The following is a 23,577-nucleotide window of genomic DNA, read 5'->3' as shown; positions in this document are numbered from 1 at the left end:
TTTATAAACTTTAACTCACTAACTTTATGATTTTAAATGAAATTAAATTCATTTAATTCTTATTGAAAAAGTTGAATTGTGATTTGTGTCACGTTATTCTCGCCGGCTGTTCAGTCAGGTGATTAATAATGATGAAGTTCACAATAAATGCAATCTCAGTTGTCATCGCAATGTCAGCCAATATCGCGCTGGCATCCCCATGGCATATGGTCGAAGCACACAATAGGCAGACGGCTGATACAGTCACAACTAGTGCCTATACCAGCTTTAAGGTCGATGAAGAGTTTATTCAAAATCTGCGTGCTGGCGATACGCTGATTACCTTGCCATTACCCAATGGTGGAATGGTGCAATTTGAAGTGCAACCCTCGTCGGTATTGCCACCTGCATTGGCCGCCAAGTATCCGGATATCATGACCTTTAAAGGCCATGAGGTGGGTAATGAAAATAACACTGGTAGTTTTGATATTTCCCCACGTGGTTTTAATGGCATGTTTATGCACCAAGGGGAGCAGGTGTTTATTGATGTTCAACGTAGTGGTCTTTATTCTGTTTATTACAAGAAAAATGTAAAGCCGCGAAAAAATGGGCATCATGAAGAGCTGATGCAGAATAATACAAGTGAGCATGAAAGTGAAAAAAAGCGCTCATTGTTAGATAGTGCAACTAAGCAAGCAGCACAAAATCATAACTTTCCTGGAATAAAAATATATCGGATTGCGATATCTACCACTGGAGAGTATACCACCTCATTTCATGGTAAAGTAGGCGCTTTGTCATCTATTGTAACATTGCTGGCTCGAGTCAATGAGATATATGAGCGTGATCTCGGTATAAAATTTATCTTGGCTGATGGCAATGACAATGTCATTTTTGAAGATGCATCTACAGACCTGTTTTTTAATGGGGACAATGCAGATGCAACTCTCACCACGCCAATCATGGATAGAAACGATGCTTATCGAAATGAGCTCGTCCAGCTGATGGCTCACAGAGAGACAGATCTCACTAAAAAACTAGGCGATTTTGATATTGGTCACGTGCTTACGACTACCAATTATTCTGGTCTGGCAATGGGAACGCTATGCGCAGCTCCAAATCGGGGTTATAGCGGGGAAAACTCCCCTGGTCGAAATTTGCGTTCTAATGCAATGAGTGGAGCCGGTAATGGCAGCTCGGGGGCGGGAATCGCAGAGATTGATGCGGTGTTTGTCGATACCTTTGCGCATGAAGTGGGTCATCAGCTCGGTGCAGAGCATATCTTTAATGTCGACATCCTCGGACGTGTAGCTAATTCCGCTTGGGAGGTTGGTAGCGGTGCGACCATCATGGGTTATCCGGGCAGAGTTGGCATGGGGTCACAAAATCTGCAATCTAAAACGACTGGTTATTTTCATAGCAAGTCCATTGAGCAGATGCTTGCTATGCTAGCCAGTCGTCCAGATAATTGTGGTGCTGTTGAGCCTATGACCAAGCAAGATATTGATGTGAACATCTCACCAGCATCGCAATCAAAAGTTATTCCTGTTAGAACTGCATTTTCACTCACAGGGATTGGTTCTGATGAAGATGGAATGACCTTTACCTGGGAACAGGTTGATCTTGGTCGAGCGACAGAGAGTGCATCTGATATATACTATGGGAAATTGAACGATGGCCCCTTATATCGTTTTGTGGCGCCTACAACGTCTCCTGAACGTCACTTTCCTTCTTTAGCGACTCAGCTAAGGGGATATGAACGATTTATGTTGCAACAGCCTGAGCTAATAAAAGATGAAGAGAAGGGCGAACCATGGGTCAATGTACCGCGCACCCTTAACTTCCGTCTGGTCGCCCGTGATGGCAAAGGTGGTGGTGCCTATGATGAGACCTCGGTCGAGGTGGTCGATACAGGTTCACAAACCTTCAAGATATTGCCAGCCCCTGACCAGCGTATTCTGGTTGGTAGCCCGACCACAGTGAATTGGCAAGTAGCTGGAACCGACGGTGGCCGCATCAACTGTCAGCGGGTCGATATCAGTTATAGCAACGATGAAGGCAAGAGCTGGCAGCCGCTGGTCAATGGCGTGAACAACAATGGCGCCCATGAGGTGACCATTCCGGCCAATGCTGGCAGCGCTGTTCGCCTCAAGCTGGCCTGTAGCGACAATATCTTCTATGCCATTACGCCAAAACTGGCGACCAAGAGCAGTGATACACCGGCTCCCCAGCCTGAAAGCAATGGCGGCGGTGGTGGCGGCGGTTCGACCGGTCTGTTCGCGCTGTTGGGCCTTGGTATCGCTGCGCTGCTGCGTCGTCGTGAGGTCATGAGCAACTAAACCAGATAACCCAAGGGTGAGATTACCCATCTTTGGTAAATTGATAAACCAAGCGAAGAGGCGTTAGCCTCTTCGCTTTTTTTGTATGGTTTACAAGGTCGCTTTATCGAGCGCACAATGCCTGCGTCACTCTCTTGATGGTCGTGGAACCATTATTTATTTGAAGGAAAATCAAGATGATGGATGTTGCTGATCTGCGCCGTGAATACTCCCGTGGCGGGCTGCACCGGGCCGATCTGCCGGCCGAGCCGCTGGCGCTGTTCGAGAAGTGGTTGGCGCAGGCTTGTGAGGCCAAACTGACCGATCCCACCGCCATGGTGGTAGCGACGGTGGATGCCGATGGTCAGCCCTGGCAGCGCACTGTGCTGCTCAAGCACTACGATGCCCTGGGAATGGTCTTTTACACCAATATGGGTAGCCGCAAGGCGCAGCAGCTGGAAGGCAATCCTCGTATCAGCCTGCTCTTCCCCTGGCACACGCTGGACAGACAGGTTCATGTGACCGGCCGAGTGGAGAAGATGAGCACTTTCGAGGTGATGAAGTATTTCCACAGCCGTCCCAAGGACAGCCAGATCGCTGCCTGGGTCTCCAAACAGTCGACCCGCATCTCGGCCCGCGGCGTGCTGGAGGCCAAGTTCCTCGAGCTCAAGCAGAAGTTTGCCAATGGCGAAGTGCCGCTGCCGAGCTTCTGGGGCGGATTCCGGGTGGTGATCGAGACGGTGGAGTTCTGGCAGGGGGGCGAGCACCGGCTGCACGACCGCTTCTACTACACCCGCGACGGGGATGGCTGGCATATCGAGCGTCTGGCCCCCTGATCGCGCTGTTCAAATCTGTTTTCACAAGGAGTGTGTATGCGTCTGTATGGTGATCTGCGTTCCGGCAACTGTTACAAGGTGTGGCTGCTGGCCCGCTGGCTGGAGCTGCCCCTTGAGTGGGTTGAGGTGGATATTCAGGCGGGGGATACCCGTACCCCCGCATTTCTGGCCAAGAACCCCAACGGCAAGATCCCGGTACTGGAGATTGGCCAGGGCGATGCGCTGGCGGAATCCAACGCCATCCTCTTCTATCTGGGGCAAGGCAGTGCCTTGTGGCCAACCGATCCGCGCCAGCAGGCCGAGGTGCTCAAATGGATGTTCTTCGAGCAGTACAGCCATGAGCCCTACATCGCGGTGGCCCGCTTTATTGTTCACTATCTCGGCCGACCCGAGTCGCAGGAGGCGCGTCTCGACGGGCTGAAAGCCGGTGGCGAGAAGGCGCTGGCGGTAATGGAGCAGCAGCTGAAACAGAGCCCCTACCTGTGCGGTGATGCGCCGACCATCGCCGATATCGCCCTTTATGCCTACACCCACGTGGCAGAGGAGGGGATCTTCTCCCTGCAGGGGTGGCCCGCTATCCGTAGCTGGATCGCCCGTATCGAAGCCCATCCCCGCCATCTGACGCTGCCAGTGGCTTGTCAGGCCAGCTGATGGAACTGCTGATCGAGGCCAGTCTGTGGCAACCGCAGTGGGCTGCGCTGTTGCTGCACTGGCAGCAGCAAGGTCATCGCTGGCAGCTGCTACTGGGCAAAGAGGCGGCCGCCGTCCTCGATCAAACCGATGCTCCCTGGGCGAGCAGTCCTCCTGACGGGGTGCTCTGCCCGGGGGCCCTGCTGGCTGCCTGGCTCGATGGGGATCTGCTGGCGGATTTTCATGTTGATCCCAGCCGCCAGATCCTGATCAGCGCCTCCACCTCGCTGCTGACCCTCGCCAGGGAGCAGGGACTGCTCACCCTTGGCCCTGTGGGGGCCGATCTGCCGCTCACCCCCGAGGCCGATTTGGGCGCCGTGCTCAATCGCCTGCTGGCGCGCCGCGTGACGGTGCCGACCCTGGCTGAGGGGCATTCGCTATCAGGTGTCGTATTGCGACCACTGCAGGCCGACGATGAACGCGAGATAGTGCGCTACTGCAGCGACGAGGCGCTGGCGCGCTACACCCTCAATATTCCTCACCCCTATCCGCCGGAGGGGGCCCGCGACTGGCTGGCGCTCAGCTGGCGCAAGGCGGCGCTTGGCCTTGGCTGGAGCTGGGCCATCACCTTGCCAGAGGAGCAAGGTGCGGCGTTGCTTGGGGTGATCTCCCTGCACTGGAATGGCGAGCTCGCCTGGTGGGTGGGTGTGCCCTGGCAAAATCGCGGTCTGGCGACCCGGGCCGCCAGCTTGGTCAAGGAGTTCGCCTTTGGCCAACTGCAACTGCCTGCGCTGACGGCTCGCCATATGCCAGACAATTTAGCCTCCGGCCGGGTGATGGCAAAAGTGGGCATGCACTATCGCGGGCGGCGCCATATCAGTGGTCGCCAGCCGTGCGAGGTGAGCTACTGGCGGCTGGATCGCGCTCCCTCCTTACCCAATCCTTTGCCCGAGGAAATTTCCCGCTGGCTGGCTGATGAGCGGATCGCCGTGGTGATCCTGTGGGATCCTGTAACGTTGGATCGGCAGAGCGCCAACGGTAAGCTGGCTATCTCGCTCTTTGTGGATGAGAGGGGCGCGGGGGAGAAGCCCTGTTTTCTGCGCTGCCCGCCGCATCTTGAGAGGTTGCTGGCGCTGCACTGTTATCCCGTCGATCTGCTGGAGCAGGCCGAACCGGAGCAGTTGTCCCATCTTGGCGGCGTCTTGCTGAAAGACAGGGATGAACAGGGGCTGGCGTGGTTGCTGCAACTGGCCGCGCTGCAGCGTCAGGGTCCCGACCTGCTCAGCCGCGAGGAGCGCGCATCACGGCGCCACTGGTTCAACCAATTGATGGCGCAGGCGCTGGGTGGCAACGGTGACTCGTCGCAGATACGCTATCAGCAGTTACGGCTGCTGGTGGAGCTGCCAGAGCTGGTCGATGAGCTGGATGGCTGTTGGCATCAAACGCCCGAACTGACCTTTGAGCGGTTGGCGCGGGAGGCTCCCGCCCTCTGGCTGGCCTACCGCGAGGCGATGAACAGGGTCACCCCGGCTACGCTAACCGACTTGCAGCAGCAGTTTGCCGCTCGTTTTCCTGAGTGCACCCTCCCATTTTTGGACAAAGGTACTCAGAATGACCAGCCGTTGTGTGGAATAATGCCCGCTCTGCTGTACGAGGAGTAATACCTGATGTTGAGAACCGAGCGCCCCGGTGACATGCTGCCGGTCTATGAGCTGCTGAGTGCCGCCTTCGGTCGTTCCGATGAGGCCGAACTGGTCAACCGCCTGCGCGAATGTGGTGCTGCCGTAGTGACCATGGTCGAAGAGGAAGAGTACGAGTTCATGGGGCACCTGATGCTAAGCCCGATCACCATTAACGGCATGGAAGGGCCCTGGCTTGGTCTGGCGCCGGTTGCGGTTCATCCCGACTGGCAAGGCCAGGGGATTGGCTCGGATCTTATCCGTGAAGGGCTTGATACGGCGCTCGAAATGGACTGGAAAGGGGTGGTGGTACTCGGGGATCCGGCCTATTACAGCCGTTTCGGTTTCCGCCCGGCCAGCGAGTTTGGCCTCCACTGCATCTATGAGGTGCCTGCCGACTGCTTTATGGCGATGGAGCTGCAGGAGCGCGGTTTTGCGGGTGTGCAGGGTGAGGTGCTCTACCACCCCCTGTTTGATGAACTCCCCGACGAGCTGCCGGACGCGCAGGCAGAAGTGTCCCATTTCTAGCGAGACGTCGCAGCGACAAGCCATAACGAAAAAGCCCTCATCGAGGGCTTTTGCATCTTGTATTGGTCCCTGCCGGGCTTATTCGAGCAAATTGGCTCAGGCAATGATATCGAGCTGGGTGCCCTTGCGTTTATCTTCACCCAACATGTCCCCCATCTGCTGGGCGAGCGGGCTCTGCTGGAATTGCATGTAGTCGCTCAGATTCTGCTGGCGCTGGTAGCGATTCGCAGCCTGATACATATCAGCCGTGCTCGGGCCCGACTTGCTGTCGCTCTCCTGACCGCTGGCCTCCAGGTAGCGCTCCACCACGGCTTTATCTTGCTGGTTAGCCGTATAAGAGACCGCCAGGGTTCTGCGAGCCGTTGCTTTCTCTTCGCTCTGTGCCTGCAATTCATCCTTCTTGGTCAGTGCTTCGTTACGGGCCTGACTGACCTGCTCGGGTGTGACAGCCGGAGAGGAGGGGGATTTGCCGTAATCGGGCAGCGGCATGGGCCGGGAGGTGATTTGCATGGTGGCGCTTCTCTTGTGAACAGGGACGGACGCATGATACCCATCCATGTTAGCTCAATAAATGACCACTTGTCGGTTCATCAAGAGTAGGTTCAGCTTCGCGCATCGATTGTTAATTGAACCGCCTCTGAGTGACAAAAAAGGCGCCATAAGGCGCCTTTTTATCCTTCGCTTACCACCGGATCAGTTGAAGAACCAGTAACCACGGTTGACCAGACGGGTCAGCAGTTGCAGGAAGCCAGCCTGATCGGCCAGCTCCACCATGTCGGCTTGAGTGATGATGTCTTTGTCACACAAGAGCGAAATGGCTGCCGCGTCTTCGCTCTGCAGCGTCCAGGCTTCGCCGTCGATGAAGCACTGCTGGCTCTCGCCGCTAAACCAGACGGTGCGCAGACCCGGCACCTTGATGGCGGGCTCGCCCTGGGTCAGCAGGTCGGCTACCTCCTCGGCGCTGTAGTCCGGCTCGACCGGATTGACGTCCAGATCGTGCTTGGCCTCGGAGATCATGGTGCCGAACCACTCCTTGAACAGGGTCTCGTCATCGAGGGCCTGCTGCATCAGCTCGCGCAGACGGTGCAGCTCGTGGGGCTGGATCTCGCCGTGACGGGCGCGGGGCTTGAGATCGGCATCGCCGTAACGCTCGGTACGCACCTCGTTGTCGATCAGATGATCGGCAAAGGAGGAGATAAGCGCCTTGGCATCCGGTGCGCGGAAACCCACCGAGAAGTTCATGGAGGGCTCGATGGCGTAGCCTTCGTGGGGGAATCCGGGCGGAATGTAGAGGATGTCGCCCGGCTCCATGATGACGTCGATGATCGCCTCGAACGGCTCGCAGTGCAGCAGGGCGGCGTGGGCGGCGAACTCGTTGAGCGGCTTGGCATCACCAACGCGCCAGTGGCGTTTGCCCAGACCCTGGGTGATAAACACATCGTAATTGTCGATGTGGGGGCCAACACCCGCATGGGGGGTGGAGAAGCTCACCATCACATCGTCAAAGCGCCAGCCCGGAATGAACTGGAACGGTACCGCCAGCTCGTTCACCTCGGGAGCCCAGTGGTTGCAAGCCTGTACCAGAATGGTCCAGTTCTCTTCGCCCAGATGGTCGTAGGATTCGAAGGGACCGTGGGCGGCATCCCACTTGCCGTCGAAACGGGTGACGAGGCGGGACTCTACCACCTCTTCCATGGCCAGACCCGCCAGCTCGTCCGGGCTGATAGGGTCCTGAAAGTCGGTGAAGCCACCCTTGATAAGGAGCGGGCGCTTCTGCCAGTAGTGCTCGAGGAAGTGAGCGATATCCAGATTGAGTTCGTACATGCTGTTTCTCGTGTCTCGCAAAGAGGTTTTGCCCAAGGCAGGCTTGGGAAAAGCCACTCGGGACCCTACCGTGGCAGGGAAAATAACAGGGGCCCTGTGGCGTATCGTGCACAGGGCCCCTTCGTCAGTAGCGGCTGGCTTACTTCAGCAGGTCAACCAGACGCTGGGCGTCACCGATGTAGTTGGCCGGGGTCAGCTTCTTCAGCTCAACCTTGACAGCTTCCGGCAGCTCCAGGGTGTCGATAAAGGTACGCATCCCTTCGGCATCGACGCGGCGGCCACGGGTCAGCTCCTTGAGCTTCTCGTAAGGCTTCTCGATACCGTAGCGGCGCATCACGGTCTGGATCGGCTCGGCCAGCACTTCCCAGTTGGCATCCAGATCGGCGGCCATGGCGGCGTCGTTGGCTTCCAGCTTGGAGATACCCTTGAGGGTCGCCTGATAGGCAATCAGGGAGTAACCCACCGCCACACCCAGGTTGCGCAGCACGGTCGAGTCGGTCAGATCACGCTGCCAGCGGGAGATGGGCAGCTTGCTCGCCAGATGCTGGAACACGGCGTTGGCCAGACCCAGATTGCCTTCGGAGTTCTCGAAGTCGATGGGGTTGACCTTGTGCGGCATGGTGGAGGAGCCGATTTCACCCGCGATGGTGCGCTGCTTGAAGTGACCCAGGGAGATGTAACCCCATACATCGCGGTCGAAGTCGATCAGGATGGTGTTGAAGCGGGCCATGGCGTCGAACAGCTCGGCGATGTAGTCGTGCGGCTCGATCTGGGTAGTGTAGGGGTTCCAGGTCAGGCCGAGGGAAGTCACAAACTCCTCGGAGAACTGGTGCCAGTCCACATCCGGGTAGGCGCTGAGGTGGGCGTTGTAGTTGCCGACCGCACCGTTGATCTTGCCGAGGATCTCCACCGCCATGATCTGCTTGAACTGGCGCTCAAGACGGTAGGCGACGTTGGCCATCTCCTTGCCCATGGTGCTCGGGGTCGCCGGCTGGCCGTGGGTGCGGGAGAGCAGCGGCATGTCACGGTACTCGTGGGCCAGACGCTTGAGCTCGCTGATCAGCATTTCGCAATAAGGCTTGATGACCTCTTCGCGGGCGGTTTTCAGCATCAGACCGTGGGAGTTGTTGTTGATGTCTTCCGAGGTGCAGGCGAAGTGGATGAACTCGCTGACAGCCGCCAGCTCCGGGTTCACTTCGACCTTCTCTTTGAGGAAGTACTCCACCGCTTTCACATCATGGTTGGTGGTGCGCTCGATCTGTTTGATGCGGGCGGCGTCACTCTCGTTGAAGTTGCTGACGATGCCGTCGAGCAGGGCGTTGGCGGCCGCGCTCAGGGCAGGGACTTCCGGGATCCCGGCGTGGCTGGCCAGTTTTTGCAACCAGCGCACCTCGACTTCGACGCGAAAACGCAGCAGGCCGAATTCGGAGAAGATAGGGCGCAGGGCATCGGCCTTGTCGCCATAACGACCGTCAATCGGGGAAACAGCAGTCAGCGCGGACAGCTCCATGGGGTGAACTCCTGATGATTTGTGTGGGGGATCCGTATCCACTCGCGCGTGGGGCTGAGTCGTCATCAAGGCGGATGTGCGGCTGTTCACCCTGATGTCGATCACGCTTGCCCGCGCGCGAGCCGATGATTAGTAACGTTTGGCCAGCTCCACCATCTTCTTGCGAGCGAAGATGATCTGGGTGCGGCTGCCACCGAGCTGACGCCACAGCACGCAGGCACGAATGCCTGCCAGCAGCAGGGCGCGCACTTTGTGCTGCACCAGTGGTTGCTGCAGGAACAGCGGGGTACCCGCCACCTGGATGCGTGGCCCGATGGGGCTGATAAGATCGCTGTAGATGCTCGCCATGTTGGCTAAAATCTGCTCGTCGAGCAGATCGAAGTGCTGTTGCTGGCGGCCAATCTGGCTGATCCGCTCACCCAGCATATTGAGAATGTCCTTGCGCTTGGCCAGCTTGCGCTCCAGTGCAATCAGGCTGACCACGTAGCGGGTCAGCTCGGCATTCTTCTGGCTGCCGTCGGCACCCAGCTGCTCGACCAGCGCACGGTAGCCGTCGCGAATGGCCAGATGGGTGTTGTTGAACACCTCGAGCGGCTGGCTCGGGTTGGTCACCAGAATGCTGGAGAGGCTCTCGCGCAGGGCGGCCTCGTCACAGCTGCCGTCTCGGGCCACCTTCTGCACCAGATACGCGGCCTGGCAGATGCCGGCAAAGGCCATTGTTCTGTCTTGGAATTTATCGCTCACGTCTGCTGCCTTCTGTTAAGGATTCAAACCGGATGGCTGAAACGTTGTTCGATGATGCCGCCGCCCAGACACACTTCCCCGTCGTAGAAGACGGCGGATTGGCCCGGGGTCACCGCAGCCTGCTTCTCGTCGAAGATGACCCGGATGGTCAGATCGTCGATGGGCTGGATCAGGCAGGGGATATCCTGCTGACGGTAGCGGGTCTTGACGGTGCAGCGACGCGGCTCGCGGATCGGAGTGCGATCCACCCAGTGCAATTGGCTGGCAATCAAACCATCGGAGTAGAGGCGGGGATGTTCGCCCTGCGCCACCACCAGCACGTTGCGCTCGACCTCTTTGTCGACCACGTACCAGGCCTCTTCGGTGGCATCTTTGCGACCACCGATACCGAGCCCCTTGCGCTGACCCAGGGTGTGATACATCAGACCCTGATGCTCGCCGATCACCTTGCCATCCACGGTCTCGATTTTACCTGGCTGGGCGGGCAGGAACTTGGCCAGGAAGTCCTTGAACTTGCGCTCACCGATAAAGCAGATGCCGGTGGAGTCTTTCTTCTTGGCGGTGATGAGATCGAGCTGCTCGGCGATGCGGCGCACCTCGGGCTTCTCCAGATCGCCAACCGGGAACAGGCTCTGACCCACTTGCTTCTCGCTCAGGGTATAGAGGAAGTAGCTCTGATCCTTGTTGGTATCGAGACCGCGCAGCAGGCGCGGGCGGCCGGTGCTGTCGTCACGGCGCACATAGTGGCCGGTGGCGATGTAGGTGGCACCCAGCTCTTCGGCGGCAAATTCGAGGAACGCCTTGAACTTGATCTCCTTGTTGCACAGGATATCGGGGTTCGGCGTGCGGCCAGCCTTGTACTCTTCGAGGAAGTGCTCGAACACGTTGTCCCAGTACTCGGCCGCGAAGTTGATAGTGTGGAGTTTCATCCCCAGCTTGTCGCAGACGGCCTTGGCATCAGCCAAATCCTGGGCGGCAGAGCAGTACTCGTCCGTGTCGTCTTCTTCCCAGTTCTTCATGAACAAGCCTTCGACCTGATAGCCCTGCTGCTGGAGCAGGTAGGCCGAGACGGAAGAATCCACGCCGCCGGACATGCCGACGATCACCTTGATTTGGCTGTTGTCTGTCATTAGTCGAAGTTACCAGTTCGTTTAAACGGGGCGTATTCTACCAGAGTTTTGCGCCCCCGGTCACATATCCATGCCGCAGTTCCCATCAGGAGCCTGATAGCAGGAAATCGTTTTTCTGTTATTGGCCAGCGTGGCCGTAAAAGAGTGTCAAATAGCCTCAAATAAAGGCCTTGAGGGCCGACAGTGGCAGTCGTGTCCCCGCCAGATAGTCCTGAATGCACTGCCACACCAAGGGGCTGCGCAGGGCCGGTTTGCATTCCGCTATTTCTTCCAGAGTGAGCCAGTGGCAAGCGAGCACATCGCCGTCAGGATCCTCTGGATGGTGTTGACCCGGCGCTTTTTCAAGGTCGAAGATGATGGCGGTGCGCACATAGGTGGCTTCGCTGTCGGCCGGTTTGAACAGATAGGTACCAAGCCAGGCGGTCGGCGCGGCGGTCAGACCCGTCTCCTCTTTGAGCTCGCGGCAAGCCGCTTCAAGCAGGTTTTCCCCCGGCTCCACATGGCCGGCGGGCTGGTTGAAACGGCGCTGGCCTTTTATCTCCTCTTCCACCACCAGAAAGCGCCCCTGCCACTGCACCAGGGCGGCGACCGTCAGGCGCGCCTCCATGCGGGCGTGGCTGGTGGCCGATTGCTCTGCCTGATTGCTCATCATGACTCCTTGTCGTTGCTATCGGGATTGCCCGCTCGGGCCGGTCGGCGTGCCGTTCCTCGACCACTGCTGCGGGGTTTGCCGCTGGTCGGGTTTGAAGTTGAACGCTCGGTTGGGTGAGTGGTGCGGGGGCGCTCGTCCCGTCTCGGCTGGCTGGGCCGCCGTGGCGCATCCCCTGCCGGTTTGGCGTTCCCGCCTGAACGGGATGAGGAGGGCCGCAGGCGGCTGCTGGAGCTCGGCGCCTGCTCGGGGGCGGGCAGGCTGCGGCTCTCGCCGGGTGCCAGACCATCCAGGGTCCAGTCGCCGATGGCGTAGCGAATAAGGCGCAGGGTGGGGTGGCCGATGTGGGCAGTCATCCGCCGTACCTGGCGGTTGCGCCCCTCGATGATCTTGATCTCCAGCCAGCTGGTGGGGATCTCCTTGCGCTCGCGGATCGGCGGATTGCGCGGCCACACTGCAGGTTCATCCATGATGCGCGCTCCGGCGGGCAGGGTCATGCCGTCATTGAGCTCCACGCCGGCGCGCAGGGCGGCCAGTTTCTCTTCGCTCGGGATCCCTTCAACCTGCACCCAGTAGGTCTTGGGGGTCTTCTCCCCCGGCTGGGTGAGGCGCGCCTGCATCTTGCCATCGTTGGTGAGCAGCAGCAGCCCCTCGCTGTCGCGATCGAGCCGCCCTGCGGCATAGATGCCGGGCTCTTTGATGTAATCCTTGAGGGTCTCGCGGCCCGCCTCGTCGGTGAACTGGCAGAGCACCATGTAGGGCTTGTTCAGCAGGAGCAACTTGCGATCCTCTGGGGCCAGCTCCGGTTTGCGGGGGGATGCATGGCGGGGTGCGGCTGGTTTGGCCGCCGTGCGCGGGGCGTTATCGCGCGGCGCGCGGCTGACAGAGAGACGGGAGCGGGGAGATTTCATCGGATACACACTTCAGACAGACGATGGCAGCGAGTGTACCACAGGGTGCTGAGGGCAGGATGAATGGCTGGCGTTACAGCAAGCAGCGCCCAGAGCCAATTCGCCTAGCTCAGCAGGCTCTCGATCACGATAGCCTGACGGGCGGGGGCCGAGCCCGCCAACAGCAGGGCGTGGCTGACCACATCATCGATCATCGCCTGCGCCAGTCGGGTGAGGGGGCGCAGGGTCTCCCGTCCGCTACCAACCGGTACCGCCAGCAGAATGATGGTCTGCACCGGCCCGATTTGAGAGCCCCACTCGATGGGCTCCTTGCAGCTAAGCAGGGCCAGCGTTGGCTGGCTGATCCCTTCGCTCAATACATGGGGCATGGCAAGGCCGGGGCGGATGATGGTGGCCGAGACCTGCTCGCGCCGCTCCACCGCGGCGGTCAGTGTGGCGCGGTCGGTGACCAGCTCGTCGGGCAACAGATCGATCAGATGCTCGAGCGCTTCGGCTTTGGTCAGCGGTTCGGGGCTGTGGGCCAGCTGGCGCAGGGCAAAATGGTAGTCGGGCAGGGCGTTGGCCAGTCGCAACTCCGCCAGCGCGGCGGTGCGCGGGCGCACCAGCGGTTGACCCAGTTCGCCGCACCAGCAGGTGAAGGCCATGTGGGCCAGCTCGGCATCGCACCCTTCAATTTGCAACTGGCAGAGATCGCCGGGCTGGGTGGCGAGGGTCAACAGGGAGAGCTGGTTGCTGGCGGCAACGGTCTGGCGCCGGGTGAGGTTGGCGCAGCGGATGGTGGATTTGAACATCCCCGCCAGCCGGTTCAACTGCTTGGCCTGGGTGATGCTCAACCCCTGCTGGCAGTAGAAGGTGATTTCGCGGGTCAGCATCAGGCCGGGATCGGCAGGGCCTTGAGTACGGCGTTGGCATCCAGCAGCACGGTTTCCAGTCTCACTTGATGGATGGTGCAGCCGAGGAAGCGCTCTTTCTGCTCAATCTCGATATCGGAGGCAATCAGCACCAGGTCGGCGCTGGCAATATCGCGGGCGGTCAGCATGTTCTCCATGCCCATGGCGCCCTGAGTTTCGACCTTGATCTTGAGTCCCAGCCCAGTGGCGGCTTTTTGCAGGGCATCGGCAGCCATATAGGTATGGGCAATACCGGTCGGGCAAGCGGTGACGGCGACGATCTTCATCTGCTCTCTGTGATGCTGACAAGGGGGAGCAACAAGATAGCGCCAGCGGGGGGCTTTTACCAAAAGTCCATATGAAAAGTGGGATCTTGATGGGGATATGCCCGTCCCTTGAACGGTAGTGCAGGCTCATGCCGGGCCAGTCGGGTGTCTGATTGCTCCAAACAACAAGGGCCACCCCTGTGGGTGGCCCTGAACAATCTGCGTCTGTTGTTATGGCTATCAGGCGGTCTGGGCAGCCAGCTCGGCGGCTTTCAGTTCGCGCTTGATGCGGCGGATCTTGCGCTCTTCGGCGACCGCGACACAACCCATCAGCACCAGACAGGCGGCGGCTGCGATATCCAGCGCCGCGAAGGTGCCGGTCCAGCCGGTCAGACCGAAGATGGGGGTGCCATCGGCGATCATGCCCAGACCCAGCTTGGCGAAGCTGTCACCAATCAGGTAAGCGAAGGTGCCCTTGACGCCATCGGCTACGCTGATGCCCTGCTTGGGGACGAAGCCCACGGCGGCGACGCCGATCAGCAACTGCGGACCAAACACCAGGAAGCCCAGGGTGAACAGGGAGCCCAGGAACATGAACTGGGTAGTCGCATGCTGGTAGAGACCCAGAGTCGCGATGATCAGCGCCAGTGCCACACAGGCAACCAGACCACGACGGCCATTGGCCAGATCGGAGAGGTAACCCCACATCAGGGTACCGACCAGTGCGCCCACTTCGAAGAAGGTAAAGCCCTGAATGGCAACGTCTTTGGAGAAGCCCAGCTCCTGGTGGGCATAGACGGTAGACCACTGGTCGATACCGATACGCACTACGTAGAGGAAGATGTTGGCAAAGCAGAGCAGCCAGATCACTTTGTTGAGCAGCACGTACTTCACGAAGATCTGCCACTTGGTCAGCTGCTGCTCCTCGGTAGCGATATCCTCTTCGCTCGCCACTTCGTCAAACAGCTCTTCCACCTTGCCCAGGCCATAGGCTTCCGGCGAATCGCTACCAAAGCGCAGGCCGATAAAACCGACGATCAGCGCGATGATGGAGGGGAAGATAAACATGCCGAGCACGTTGCCATCGAACAGGTAGTTGGCACCGAACAGCGCCACACCGGCCGCACCGGCACCGCCCACGTTGTGGGAGAGGTTCCACATGCCCAGATAGGTGCCGCGCTTGTTGCGAGGGGTCCACTTGGTGATGGTGGAGTAGCTGCACGAGCCACCACAGCTCTGGAAGAAACCGCTCAGGGCATAGAAGAAGATCATGAAGTAGAGGCTGAAACCGGTGCCGCCCATGCTGGCACTGAAGCCCAGCATGCACAGCGCGGAGAGGATCAGCATCAGCGGCAGGAACTGCTTGGTGTTCTTGCCGTCGGCATAGTAGGAGACGATGGTCTTGCCCACCCCGTAGGTGATGGAGAAGCCAAGGCCGATCATGCCAAGCTCGGTCATGGAGAGACCGTACTCCTGGATCATGTCATTCTGCGCAATGTTGAAGTTCTTGCGGATCAGATACATGGTCAAATAGCCAATAAATACAACCAGATAAGATTGCATAAACGGCTTGAACCAGAGCTTGCGCCGGGCTTCGACCGGCAGGTCCAGGGTGGGGACCCGGACCTGTTGGAGCAATTTCAACATCTTCGTTCATCCTCTGCGAGATAGACGGTATTTCCGCCGCGCCCCTCATTTGTAGATAGGTTGTTCGAGGTCACGCCACGGAAGGGGGAACGGAACGTCGGGGCTGTCAGCCGTTGCTGCGCTCGACGCTCCATCCATATAAACCCGGGCCCGGCACGGGATGACGGGGCACATTGCCCGTCGCGGTGCGGGTCACGACATCAGGTGAGGTGACTCTAATAAGAGGGGCAAAAAATGGCTTGAGAGCCATCCCTAGTGGGGCTAGGAAATTTTCCTAGTTTTTGCGCTTTCGCGGACAAAGCGTGAGAAACATCACACCGCTGATGCCGGATTGCTGCCATTTCAGCCAGTTTGGCGCTTTGTGCGAGTGCTGGGCTGGGCTGGGCTGGGCTGGGCTGGGCTGGGCTTGGCTTGGCTTGGCTGGGATGGGGAGGTGGGATGGATTGGCCAGAAGGTAGCCAGGGAAAGGTAAGGGGAGAAGTTAAGGGAAAAGTGAAGGGAGAGGGCTGATTGACCACCAATTCTCAGGTGGCGATATTGGGGAAAGGCCCGTCAGCCATCCCAAAAACAAGAGGCCACCCCGTGGGGTGGCCTCTTGTCATGTTTTACGAGCCGCGATGGCGAGGGGGCACTCAGGCCGCCTTGGCCAGAGTTACCTCATCACTCTTTTTGACCCGCAGTTTTTTCAGGGCAACCGCCACCACGCCGGTGACGATGGCACCGCAGATCATGCAGAGCAGGGCCAGCAGCGGCTTGTTGACGGCACCCAGCAGGGCCACGATGGGGCCACCGTGGGCAACGCTGTTGGTGATGCCAAACAGGAAGGCCATCACAGCGGCGGTCATGCTGCCCAGAATGTTGGCCGGGATAACGGCCAGCGGGTCACGGGCGGCGAACGGAATCGCCCCTTCGGAGATACCCACCAGACCCATGGCGCCGGCAGCTTTGCCCGCTTCGATTTCAGAAGCATCGAAGATACCGAGCTTGCGACCGAGCACGGTCGCCAGCGACATGCCAAGGGGCGCAGCCGGGATGGCGCAAGCCATGGCGCCCATAAACTGGGTCTGGCCGGAGGCGATCATGCCGACGGAGAAGAGGAACGCCACCTTGTTGACCGGGCCACCCATATCAAAACCAGCCATACCACCGAGCACGATACCCAGCAGCACCAGACTGCCACCGCTCATGGAGAGCAGCATGGCGTTGAGGCCGGTCATCATGTCGGCAATCGGGGCGCCGATGATGAAGATGAATACCGCAGCGATAAACAGGGAGCCGACGATGGGAGCGATCAGGATCGGCACCAGCGGTTGCACCATCTTGTGGTACTGGCGAGTGGCAATCCAGCGCACCAGATAACCGACCAGGAGGCCCGCAATGATGGCACCGATAAAGCCGGTACCGGCATCCGCGCCGTAGAAGCTGCCGTTGTTGGCGATCCAGCCGCCGATAAAGCCCGGTGCCAGCGCCGGACGATCACCGATGGCGTAGGCGATATAGCCCGCCAGAATGGGGATCATCAGGGTGAAGGCGGCCACGCCCACGTTGAGGATCTGGTTCCACATGCTCCCTTCCGGGATCTGCATGCCGCTCGGGGTCGGGTTGCCGCCGATGGCCAGTGCCAGCGCAATCAACAGACCGCCGGTCACCACGAACGGGATCATGTGCGATACGCCGTTCATCAGGTAGCGATAGAGATCGGAACTGCCACCCGCGCTCTTCTCTTCACCTTTTGTATCTTCTTTGCCAGCCACATAGGCGGGGGCTTTCAGGGCCTGCTCGATCAGACCCTTGCCATCCTTGATGGGGGCCTTGACGCCGGTCTTGATGAGGGGCTTGCCGTTGAAGCGGGCCATATCCACCTGCTTGTCACAGGCGACCACGATGGCGCTGGCGCGAGCGATCTCGTCCGCGGTCGGGCTGTTCTTGACGCCGATGGAGCCGTTGGTCTCCACCTTCACCTCATAACCCAGCTCCTTGGCGGCGCGCTCCAGCGACTCGGCCGCCAGATAGGTATGGGCAATACCGGCCGGGCAGCCGGTGACACCGATGATAAAGCCTTTGCTGGTGGTCAGGGCCGCGCTCTGCTCCTCTTTCTTGGCCAGCAGCAGCGCCAGCGCATCGGCCGGAGTTTTGGCCGCCAGCAGCTTGGCGATAAAGCCCTCTTCGATCAGCTTGCCGGAGAGCTCGGCCAGCACCTCGATATGGTGGTTGGCGCCGCCATCGGGGGAGGCGATCATAAAGAAAATATGGGACGGCTTGCCATCTTCGGCGCCGTACTCGATGCCGTTGCGGCTGATGCCGATGGCGACCGCCGGGTTGCATACCGCTGCACTCTTGGCGTGGGGCAGGGCCACGCCCTCTTCAAAGCCGGTGTTGCCCAGCTCTTCGCGGGCCCACAGATCTTTGATAAAGGCCTGCTCGTCGCTGACCTTGCCTTGCGACGCCAGCAGGCGGGCCATCTCGGTGAAGACCTCTTCCTTACGCGTCGCTTTCAAATCGAGGTTGATCAGATGTTCATTGATCAAGGTGGTGATCATAGCGCTCTCCCCGCTTCCGGTGACGGAAGCTATGCGTGAGTACGTATCTACGTACTGGATAAAAATGACCTGATCATTATCGCGGCTCGCCCGCACCCTCCCTATCGGACAAATGTGCTAATCACTAGATTTTTGTGCGCAGTAAAACGCGATGTGATGAAGATCCCGTTTTCAGGCAGGACTCGCCATTTTCAGCCGCCCATCCATTTTTTCTTTAAAAACAGATAAATGTATTGATGCCAGGCTCGCCGTCAGGTTTGTGATGCGCCATATCAATAAATTAATCATCAGCATGGTCTGGATTTATATGTGGTTAAACGGCGCCATCAGATGTGACCCTTATCACAAAAAATCGCCATTTCGCCGGGAGGATTAGGATTTTTATGCGCCTGATGGCGGAGGCCAATCGAATTGGCTGGGCGAGCGCAGAGGGGTGTTGTTTGGGAAGAAAGTGTGGTGGCAAGAGAGGGGATGGACGAAAAGAGAGAGGTGATAACGCGAACGTTCGAATACGCTCCGCTATTCGAACCTACGGATTACACAATATGCGCCACCGACCCCAGCCAGTGGGGAACTTGTTGCCGATACCACTCCAGATATTGCTGTGCCTGCGGCTTCTCCCTTCTGGTCAACAGATTGGTGACTTCAATAATCAGCCAGCACTTGGCCATGACGAGATGGCGAAGCAACCGGTCGCCAGAGAGCAGCGAACTGTGGCGCAGATAGCGTTCAATGATGGTTTCATATTCAGCCAGCGAACCCATCCGCGGCACCAGCGGGGCCAGATCGATGGCCGGACTGCCATAACCAAATCGCTCCCAGTCAAACAACACCAGCTCACCATTGTCGCGGGTGCCCCAGTTGCCCTCATTGCTATCTCCCGAAATCAGGCATGACTCCTCGAATAGTTCGTGACCAACTTGCTGGATATGGCGGATCTTCTCGTTTACCGCTTCCGGCAGGCAGAGTACAGAGAGCGCCTCGTTGGTGTCGGCGAGCGACCAGCCGTGAGTTTTCACCGCAAAGTCGGGCTGATAGTTGGCGTTATGCAGGCAGGCCAGCTGAGCAAAGGTCTGTTCGTTGTGGTGCAGCTGCGTGAGCGTGACCGGATGAGGGATCTGCTCAAGGAACAGGGTCTCCCCTTCGACCACCCATGATGGCTCTTGAGCAAGTGTTTGAATGGCATGGTCAATCTCATGCCGGGGCCGTATTTTGTTAAACCCGCCCGGTTGCCAGACGATGGTATCGAGATTGACCTCGCGGATAGTTAACTGTTCAGCCAATCGAGCCGCTAACCAGCTCTTGCCCGATCCCGAGTTGCCAATAATCAGAATTCGTTTCATCTATGAGCTCTCTTTTTTGGAACAGATATCTGGAGGCTGGAAAGTAGAGATGATGACGTGAATGTCCGAATACGCTTCGCTATTCGAACCTACGGCCAAAATACCATCTCAAATAGATGTTATTTAAGTTATTCGACTATAAGTTATACCTTTCATAACTCTCTGGACTTGAAGTAAATTTCTGGCGTCAACAATTTTCAGAATTTCCACATCCGTGTAATTCAGTGCGCTTAATTCACGAATTTTTATAACTTGTTCTACAGAGAGCCTTTCATCTGAACTACAAATAACCTTTGCAGCGTATTCTTTATCTTTCCATAAGTTGCTTATAAATAAGTTTGCTATACCGGCTTTGGGGTGAAGCTTCTGGCAATTCCTCGATTGCAGCATCTCTTTCTGATAGTGAAACCTTGTCTTGTTTTAGTAAACTGTGTTTATAAAGGTATTGCATGCCTTTAAATCCACCAGGAATCATATTTAGCGAACGATTATCCTTCATAAGTCGATCTACCATTGTTTCCTCCCATGCCATTATTTGCTCATAAGAGTGATCATTTACAATTAACTCGCTGCTTAATAATATATTTTTGTTTCCAGTAAACTCCCGCCAAGTCTTATGGAATAGCTTGTTACTCCCTGATTTTATCTCACGAAAGTGTTCATTCATCCGCTTGAGCCAATCTCGGCTAGTTACTCCAATATATACATATTCATTTTCAACTATTCCATTGTTATCTAAAAAAGCAATTTTATGGCAATAGCCAGAGTGCTGATTTTCAACTTTCGGAAAATCTTTCATTATGTATTGTAAAGGAAATGATATTGCCCAAGGTGTGCCTTCAAATTCATCTACGATTGCATGTATAACTATCCTAGATTCATCCTTTGTTCTTTTGTATTCATCAAAAGCAAAGTAAGGCTTTACTTGAGTTGTTACCGCCCTACCTGGGATGCATTGATGTACAACATCAAAATCCAAATCATTAAATAAGTTCCATTTTCCTTGCTGATAACATCGATTTGAATTAAGCAACTTATCAGCGATGCCTTTTAAAGCTGTGGGAACATTATATATATCTGATTGATATGCACCATTAGCATCCATGATACTTATTCCGGTGTCATTCATGGCGGTTAAGAAACACTCTAATAGATATGAAAAGCTTATGATGGAAATTGGTGACCATTTCCCCATTATTTTCTTTACTGCATCAGGGTCTATGTATCGGTATTTATGTTTTTTAGCATTTTTAATGGTATTTGCTAGTTTGATAACTTCTTTATCTATTTTGTTGGTTTTTCTTGACATTGTCTTTGTCAATAAATTTGGCAATTTAAATGCTCTCGATTATATAATTTCAATATGGGTTTTGATAGTGGTCTTGACTATTTGTTTTGTTGCTTATCAATAGTGTTAGACTTTATCCTTGGAATACATATTGCTGGAGTAAACATGTATGAATCATTATTTTTTGTTGCAATGACAATTTCATTTTCATTGATGACAATAACCTTCGAATCATTGTTTTTAATTTCACATCGGGAATGTTTTACTGCTTCTAGGTTATAAATGAACCATTTAGTCCATGACTCTACCCTCTTACCATATGCAGGCATCATATCACTACCAAAAGATAGGAAACTACCAATAACTAATGGATAAATGATTAATCTTGATATGAATGTCGCTTTTGGATAACACTCTTTTGGGACAATTGTCATAAGATTAAAGCATTCATCATCTTTTAGGTTTTCTAATGTAGATGCAATAATCAGATAGAATTGACCAAATATAAAGATCCCAATAAATAATAAAAAGCTAAATCCTAAAATAAAAACAGGTATTAATAATATAGATGTAAATGTAATTGAATTAGTTAGCTTTGATGAATCAAAAGCAATAACATCATTTACTAACTGAGATGCAAAAGCATATGAAATGGTAGTGCACATGGCATAACTTATGAGAATGATGCCTTTTCCAATAAAAGTATCCCAAACTTTTCCATATAAAAGTAACAAGTCGGAAATGATGCCAAATAATAGTAGTAAAAATGAAAAACATATAAATGCAATTGATGCTTTACTCATCGATAAAATATAAAATACTAGCGTCGGAAAAATAAGGATTGTTCCGAAAAAGAAAAATTTTTGGCTGCGGTTGAGGTTTTTACAAAGAGTTTGGCTTTTTTTAAATAAAATGGTTAGGAGTTGTTTAAAACTCATAAAATTTACCTAATGGTTTATTGCATATGCGGCCCTGCCATATCAGCACTCATCTCGCTCTGGCAGGCCAAACAATGTTTATATGTTGGGTATTGTTTTGCACTAACTATCCCACACCACGCTACCGCCCGTGGATTACAGCCTCCAGCCTGCTGCTGTTTTCCGGCGATGTGGTGGATGGCGAAACGGCTGCACAGGGTTATCTCTGCAAGAGTGGTTGCCAAGTGGAGCATATTAGTCGAGAGAGGAGCAGGGTAAAACCGCAGTCGGGCAAAAACCTGCCAAAGATCAACAAATTACTTATTAAGCGACTGCTATCTGACCGCTTGGCACAGCAGCCGCAGACAGAGCTTCATCTCTTGCCGGGTGCTACCGCCACTCAATACTCCAGAAACTTCTCCCCGCAGCGTTCGCAGATCAGATGTTTTACATGGGTGGCCTGATAGGCGAGGGTCTGGCCGAATACCGCATTGGTCAGGCTGCTGGAGCTAAAGGCTTGCCAGAAGGCTTTGCGCGGATCCTTGGGCATGATGTCCTGGCTGTGATCGCGGGCGACCAGCACCACGAGATGGCGGGTACGCTCGCCGCATTTGTCACAGCGGTGGATTTCAGTTGGCGGATTCTGGTCGTGCGGGTGGCTCATAAATGGGCTCGTGAAGTGAGGCAGGCGCCCATCATATTCCTCTCCACTTGGCTCTCAATCTTTCCTTGCCGGCGCAGTGAGCTGCCTCACGTTTTGCGCTGCTGCGGGCTTGCTCAGCCAGCTCAGGCCGATGCCCGCTTCTGCGGTTTGCTGATGAGCGGTGATGATATGGCGGATGGGGCGAGCTAGGGCTTGCTCAGCCAGCTTAGGCCGACTCCCGCTTTTGTAGATTGGGGGTGATGATATGGCGGTTGGGGGCGAGCTCGGGTTGCTGCATCCGGGTCAGCAGTCGTCTTGCCGCCTGACGGCCGATTTCGCGGGCCGGTGAGCTGACAAAGGTGAGGGCGGGGGAGGTGAGTTCGGCCTCCGCCACATCGTCAAAACCGAGCAGGGCCACCTGCTGGCCGATGTAGTTGTCCTTGCCCACGGTGCGGCCGCTCGCCTCGACGCCATAGATGGCGCCGAGCGCCACCTCGGGGTAGTGGCAGAGCACGGCGGTCACCTTGGGGTGCTGGTGCAGCAGCTGGGCGATGGTGTCGGCGGCGCTGCGCTGGGTGCGCTCGCACTCCAGTACCCACTCCGGTTTGAAGGGCAGGCCATATTGCAGCAGGCTGGCGCAGTAGCCGCCGATGCGCTCGGCGCGGGTGAGGGAGTCGGCCCGCCCGCCGACGTAGGCGATATGGCGGTGGCCCTGCTCGATAAGGTAGGTGGTGGCCTGCTTGGCGGCGTGGGTGTTGTCGGGGCCGATAAAGTCCACGTCATCGCGATAGTAGGAGCGGGCGGCGCACACCACCGGCAGCTCGGAATCGAGCAGGGTCTCCAGGGTTTTGGCTGCCGCGCCGCGTACCGGATTGAAGATGATGCCCGCCACCCCCTGCCGCGACAGGGAGTGGATGCTCTGCTGCAGCCGCTCCGGGCTGTGACCGCACTGGGTCAGAAACAGCAGATAGCCCTGCTGCTCCAGCACCTCGCTCACTCCGGCGGTCACCTCGGTATAGAAGGGGTCGGTGATGTCGCGCAGGATCAGCCCCACCAGATTGGATTGCTGGCTGCGCAGGTTGGCGGCGGCGCTGTTGGGCACGTAGTCGAGCTCTTTTATCGCTTGCTGCACCCGCTCGGCGGTGGCCGGCGAGATGCGCCCCTTGCCGTTGAGCACCATGGAGACGGTGGTGACCGACACTCCCGCCCGCTGGGCGACATCGGTGATCTTGGTGGCTTTGGCAGAGAGGGATTTGGGCGACATAGGGCGAATGGACGACGGACAGTTGAGAGAGAGGCCCCAGC

21 protein-coding genes and 1 pseudogene are annotated in these 23,577 nt (G+C 56.5%); 5 read left to right on the top strand and 17 right to left on the bottom strand.

What is annotated here, in order from left to right:
- Positions 1-128: 128 nt before the first annotated feature.
- The 4 genes and pseudogenes from AB5Y99_RS04450 to AB5Y99_RS04435 form a co-directional block, all read left to right on the top strand.
- Positions 129-2,318 (top strand): reprolysin-like metallopeptidase, encoded by a 2,190-nt coding sequence (locus AB5Y99_RS04450; RefSeq protein WP_368208825.1) that lies wholly within the window; start codon positions 129-131, stop codon positions 2,316-2,318.
- Positions 2,319-2,494: 176 nt separating this feature from the next.
- Positions 2,495-3,133, top strand: a complete 639-nt coding sequence (gene pdxH, locus AB5Y99_RS04445; protein ID WP_139734964.1) for a pyridoxamine 5'-phosphate oxidase — start codon at positions 2,495-2,497, stop codon at positions 3,131-3,133.
- 36 nt (positions 3,134-3,169) lie between these two features.
- The gene (locus AB5Y99_RS04440; RefSeq protein ID WP_368208822.1) at positions 3,170-3,784 is read left to right on the top strand and encodes a glutathione S-transferase family protein; all 615 of its coding nucleotides are present in this window, start codon (positions 3,170-3,172) and stop codon (positions 3,782-3,784) included.
- Positions 3,784-4,608: pseudogene (locus tag AB5Y99_RS04435) on the top strand (GNAT family N-acetyltransferase); the annotation flags it as partial. The gene AB5Y99_RS04440 and the pseudogene AB5Y99_RS04435, both read left to right, overlap by 1 nt.
- 456 nt (positions 4,609-5,064) lie before the next feature.
- On the opposite strand, the gene AB5Y99_RS04430 reads toward AB5Y99_RS04435, so the two are convergent.
- Positions 5,065-5,130, bottom strand: coding sequence for a hypothetical protein (locus tag AB5Y99_RS04430; RefSeq protein WP_368208877.1), 66 nt, complete (start codon positions 5,128-5,130; stop codon positions 5,065-5,067).
- 300 nt (positions 5,131-5,430) lie between these two features.
- On the opposite strand from AB5Y99_RS04430, the gene AB5Y99_RS04425 reads away from it, so the two are divergent.
- Positions 5,431-5,970 (top strand): GNAT family N-acetyltransferase, encoded by a 540-nt coding sequence (locus AB5Y99_RS04425; protein WP_124928857.1) that lies wholly within the window; start codon positions 5,431-5,433, stop codon positions 5,968-5,970.
- A gap of 96 nt (positions 5,971-6,066) precedes the next feature.
- On the opposite strand, the gene AB5Y99_RS04420 is transcribed toward AB5Y99_RS04425, so the two are convergent.
- The 16 genes from AB5Y99_RS04420 to AB5Y99_RS04345 form a co-directional block, all read right to left on the bottom strand.
- Complete coding sequence (locus AB5Y99_RS04420) at positions 6,067-6,480, bottom strand: hypothetical protein (protein ID WP_368208820.1); 414 nt, start codon at positions 6,478-6,480, stop codon at positions 6,067-6,069.
- A 183-nt stretch (positions 6,481-6,663) separates the two neighbouring features.
- The gene (locus AB5Y99_RS04415; protein WP_005334626.1) at positions 6,664-7,794 is read right to left on the bottom strand and encodes a cupin domain-containing protein; all 1,131 of its coding nucleotides are present in this window, start codon (positions 7,792-7,794) and stop codon (positions 6,664-6,666) included.
- A 139-nt stretch (positions 7,795-7,933) separates the two neighbouring features.
- Positions 7,934-9,304: an adenylosuccinate lyase gene (purB, locus tag AB5Y99_RS04410; protein ID WP_368208819.1), complete on the bottom strand. Its 1,371-nt coding sequence runs from the start codon at positions 9,302-9,304 to the stop codon at positions 7,934-7,936.
- Between the two features lie 129 nt (positions 9,305-9,433).
- Positions 9,434-10,048, bottom strand: a complete 615-nt coding sequence (hflD, locus tag AB5Y99_RS04405; RefSeq protein ID WP_005334622.1) for a high frequency lysogenization protein HflD — start codon at positions 10,046-10,048, stop codon at positions 9,434-9,436.
- Positions 10,049-10,071: 23 nt separating this feature from the next.
- Positions 10,072-11,178, bottom strand: a complete 1,107-nt coding sequence (mnmA, locus tag AB5Y99_RS04400) for a tRNA 2-thiouridine(34) synthase MnmA (RefSeq protein ID WP_127006697.1) — start codon at positions 11,176-11,178, stop codon at positions 10,072-10,074.
- Between the two features lie 157 nt (positions 11,179-11,335).
- On the bottom strand, positions 11,336-11,827 hold the full coding sequence (locus AB5Y99_RS04395) for an NUDIX hydrolase (protein WP_335873546.1): 492 nt from the start codon (positions 11,825-11,827) through the stop codon (positions 11,336-11,338).
- Positions 11,827-12,738, bottom strand: a complete 912-nt coding sequence (rluE, locus tag AB5Y99_RS04390) for a 23S rRNA pseudouridine(2457) synthase RluE (protein ID WP_368208816.1) — start codon at positions 12,736-12,738, stop codon at positions 11,827-11,829. Before rluE ends, AB5Y99_RS04395 begins: the two co-directional genes overlap by 1 nt.
- A gap of 104 nt (positions 12,739-12,842) precedes the next feature.
- A complete protein-coding gene (locus AB5Y99_RS04385) occupies positions 12,843-13,610 on the bottom strand; it encodes a PTS sugar transporter subunit IIA (RefSeq protein WP_216949018.1) in 768 nt (255 codons plus the stop codon).
- Positions 13,610-13,915 carry a PTS fructose transporter subunit IIB gene (locus tag AB5Y99_RS04380; protein WP_005334611.1) on the bottom strand — a complete coding sequence of 102 codons (306 nt, stop codon included), beginning with the start codon at positions 13,913-13,915 and terminating at the stop codon, positions 13,610-13,612. Before AB5Y99_RS04380 ends, AB5Y99_RS04385 begins: the two co-directional genes overlap by 1 nt.
- Before the next feature lie 219 nt (positions 13,916-14,134).
- Entirely contained in the window at positions 14,135-15,541 is a 1,407-nt protein-coding gene (gene uhpT / locus AB5Y99_RS04375; RefSeq protein WP_005353611.1) for a hexose-6-phosphate:phosphate antiporter, read from the bottom strand.
- Positions 15,542-16,173: 632 nt separating this feature from the next.
- On the bottom strand, positions 16,174-18,081 hold the full coding sequence (locus AB5Y99_RS04370; RefSeq protein WP_368208813.1) for a fructose-specific PTS transporter subunit EIIC: 1,908 nt from the start codon (positions 18,079-18,081) through the stop codon (positions 16,174-16,176).
- 536 nt (positions 18,082-18,617) lie between these two features.
- Positions 18,618-19,424 (bottom strand): phosphotransferase, encoded by an 807-nt coding sequence (locus tag AB5Y99_RS04365; RefSeq protein WP_368208812.1) that lies wholly within the window; start codon positions 19,422-19,424, stop codon positions 18,618-18,620.
- Positions 19,425-19,731: 307 nt separating this feature from the next.
- Positions 19,732-20,733 (bottom strand): hypothetical protein, encoded by a 1,002-nt coding sequence (locus tag AB5Y99_RS04360; RefSeq protein ID WP_368208810.1) that lies wholly within the window; start codon positions 20,731-20,733, stop codon positions 19,732-19,734.
- A 77-nt stretch (positions 20,734-20,810) separates the two neighbouring features.
- Positions 20,811-21,650 carry a hypothetical protein gene (locus tag AB5Y99_RS04355; RefSeq protein ID WP_368208808.1) on the bottom strand — a complete coding sequence of 280 codons (840 nt, stop codon included), beginning with the start codon at positions 21,648-21,650 and terminating at the stop codon, positions 20,811-20,813.
- 379 nt (positions 21,651-22,029) lie between these two features.
- Positions 22,030-22,293 carry a hypothetical protein gene (locus tag AB5Y99_RS04350; RefSeq protein ID WP_368208806.1) on the bottom strand — a complete coding sequence of 88 codons (264 nt, stop codon included), beginning with the start codon at positions 22,291-22,293 and terminating at the stop codon, positions 22,030-22,032.
- Between the two features lie 205 nt (positions 22,294-22,498).
- Positions 22,499-23,536, bottom strand: a complete 1,038-nt coding sequence (locus tag AB5Y99_RS04345) for a Mal regulon transcriptional regulator MalI (protein WP_005344074.1) — start codon at positions 23,534-23,536, stop codon at positions 22,499-22,501.
- Positions 23,537-23,577: the final 41 nt, after the last annotated feature.

Origin of the sequence: Aeromonas sp. R4-2 (assembly GCF_040908295.1) — a bacterium.
In the GTDB taxonomy this organism is placed as follows: domain Bacteria; phylum Pseudomonadota; class Gammaproteobacteria; order Enterobacterales; family Aeromonadaceae; genus Aeromonas; species Aeromonas veronii.
This window is presented reverse-complemented; position numbering and strand designations above follow the sequence as displayed.

What these genes read in the sequence shown, in the direction of transcription:
- AB5Y99_RS04450 (WP_368208825.1), top strand. Translation starts at nt 129, where the DNA reads ATGATGAAGTTCACAATAAATGCAATCTCAGTTGTCATCGCAATGTCA.
- pdxH (WP_139734964.1), top strand. Translation starts at nt 2,495, where the DNA reads ATGATGGATGTTGCTGATCTGCGCCGTGAATACTCCCGTGGCGGGCTG.
- AB5Y99_RS04440 (WP_368208822.1), top strand. Translation starts at nt 3,170, where the DNA reads ATGCGTCTGTATGGTGATCTGCGTTCCGGCAACTGTTACAAGGTGTGG.
- AB5Y99_RS04425 (WP_124928857.1), top strand. Translation starts at nt 5,431, where the DNA reads ATGTTGAGAACCGAGCGCCCCGGTGACATGCTGCCGGTCTATGAGCTG.
- AB5Y99_RS04420 (WP_368208820.1), bottom strand. Translation starts at nt 6,480, where the DNA reads ATGCAAATCACCTCCCGGCCCATGCCGCTGCCCGATTACGGCAAATCC.
- AB5Y99_RS04415 (WP_005334626.1), bottom strand. Translation starts at nt 7,794, where the DNA reads ATGTACGAACTCAATCTGGATATCGCTCACTTCCTCGAGCACTACTGG.
- purB (WP_368208819.1), bottom strand. Translation starts at nt 9,304, where the DNA reads ATGGAGCTGTCCGCGCTGACTGCTGTTTCCCCGATTGACGGTCGTTAT.
- mnmA (WP_127006697.1), bottom strand. Translation starts at nt 11,178, where the DNA reads ATGACAGACAACAGCCAAATCAAGGTGATCGTCGGCATGTCCGGCGGC.
- AB5Y99_RS04395 (WP_335873546.1), bottom strand. Translation starts at nt 11,827, where the DNA reads ATGAGCAATCAGGCAGAGCAATCGGCCACCAGCCACGCCCGCATGGAG.
- rluE (WP_368208816.1), bottom strand. Translation starts at nt 12,738, where the DNA reads ATGAAATCTCCCCGCTCCCGTCTCTCTGTCAGCCGCGCGCCGCGCGAT.
- AB5Y99_RS04385 (WP_216949018.1), bottom strand. Translation starts at nt 13,610, where the DNA reads ATGCTGACCCGCGAAATCACCTTCTACTGCCAGCAGGGGTTGAGCATC.
- AB5Y99_RS04380 (WP_005334611.1), bottom strand. Translation starts at nt 13,915, where the DNA reads ATGAAGATCGTCGCCGTCACCGCTTGCCCGACCGGTATTGCCCATACC.
- uhpT (WP_005353611.1), bottom strand. Translation starts at nt 15,541, where the DNA reads ATGTTGAAATTGCTCCAACAGGTCCGGGTCCCCACCCTGGACCTGCCG.
- AB5Y99_RS04370 (WP_368208813.1), bottom strand. Translation starts at nt 18,081, where the DNA reads ATGATCACCACCTTGATCAATGAACATCTGATCAACCTCGATTTGAAA.
- AB5Y99_RS04365 (WP_368208812.1), bottom strand. Translation starts at nt 19,424, where the DNA reads ATGAAACGAATTCTGATTATTGGCAACTCGGGATCGGGCAAGAGCTGG.
- AB5Y99_RS04360 (WP_368208810.1), bottom strand. Translation starts at nt 20,733, where the DNA reads ATGTCAAGAAAAACCAACAAAATAGATAAAGAAGTTATCAAACTAGCA.
- AB5Y99_RS04355 (WP_368208808.1), bottom strand. Translation starts at nt 21,650, where the DNA reads ATGAGTTTTAAACAACTCCTAACCATTTTATTTAAAAAAAGCCAAACT.
- AB5Y99_RS04350 (WP_368208806.1), bottom strand. Translation starts at nt 22,293, where the DNA reads ATGAGCCACCCGCACGACCAGAATCCGCCAACTGAAATCCACCGCTGT.
- AB5Y99_RS04345 (WP_005344074.1), bottom strand. Translation starts at nt 23,536, where the DNA reads ATGTCGCCCAAATCCCTCTCTGCCAAAGCCACCAAGATCACCGATGTC.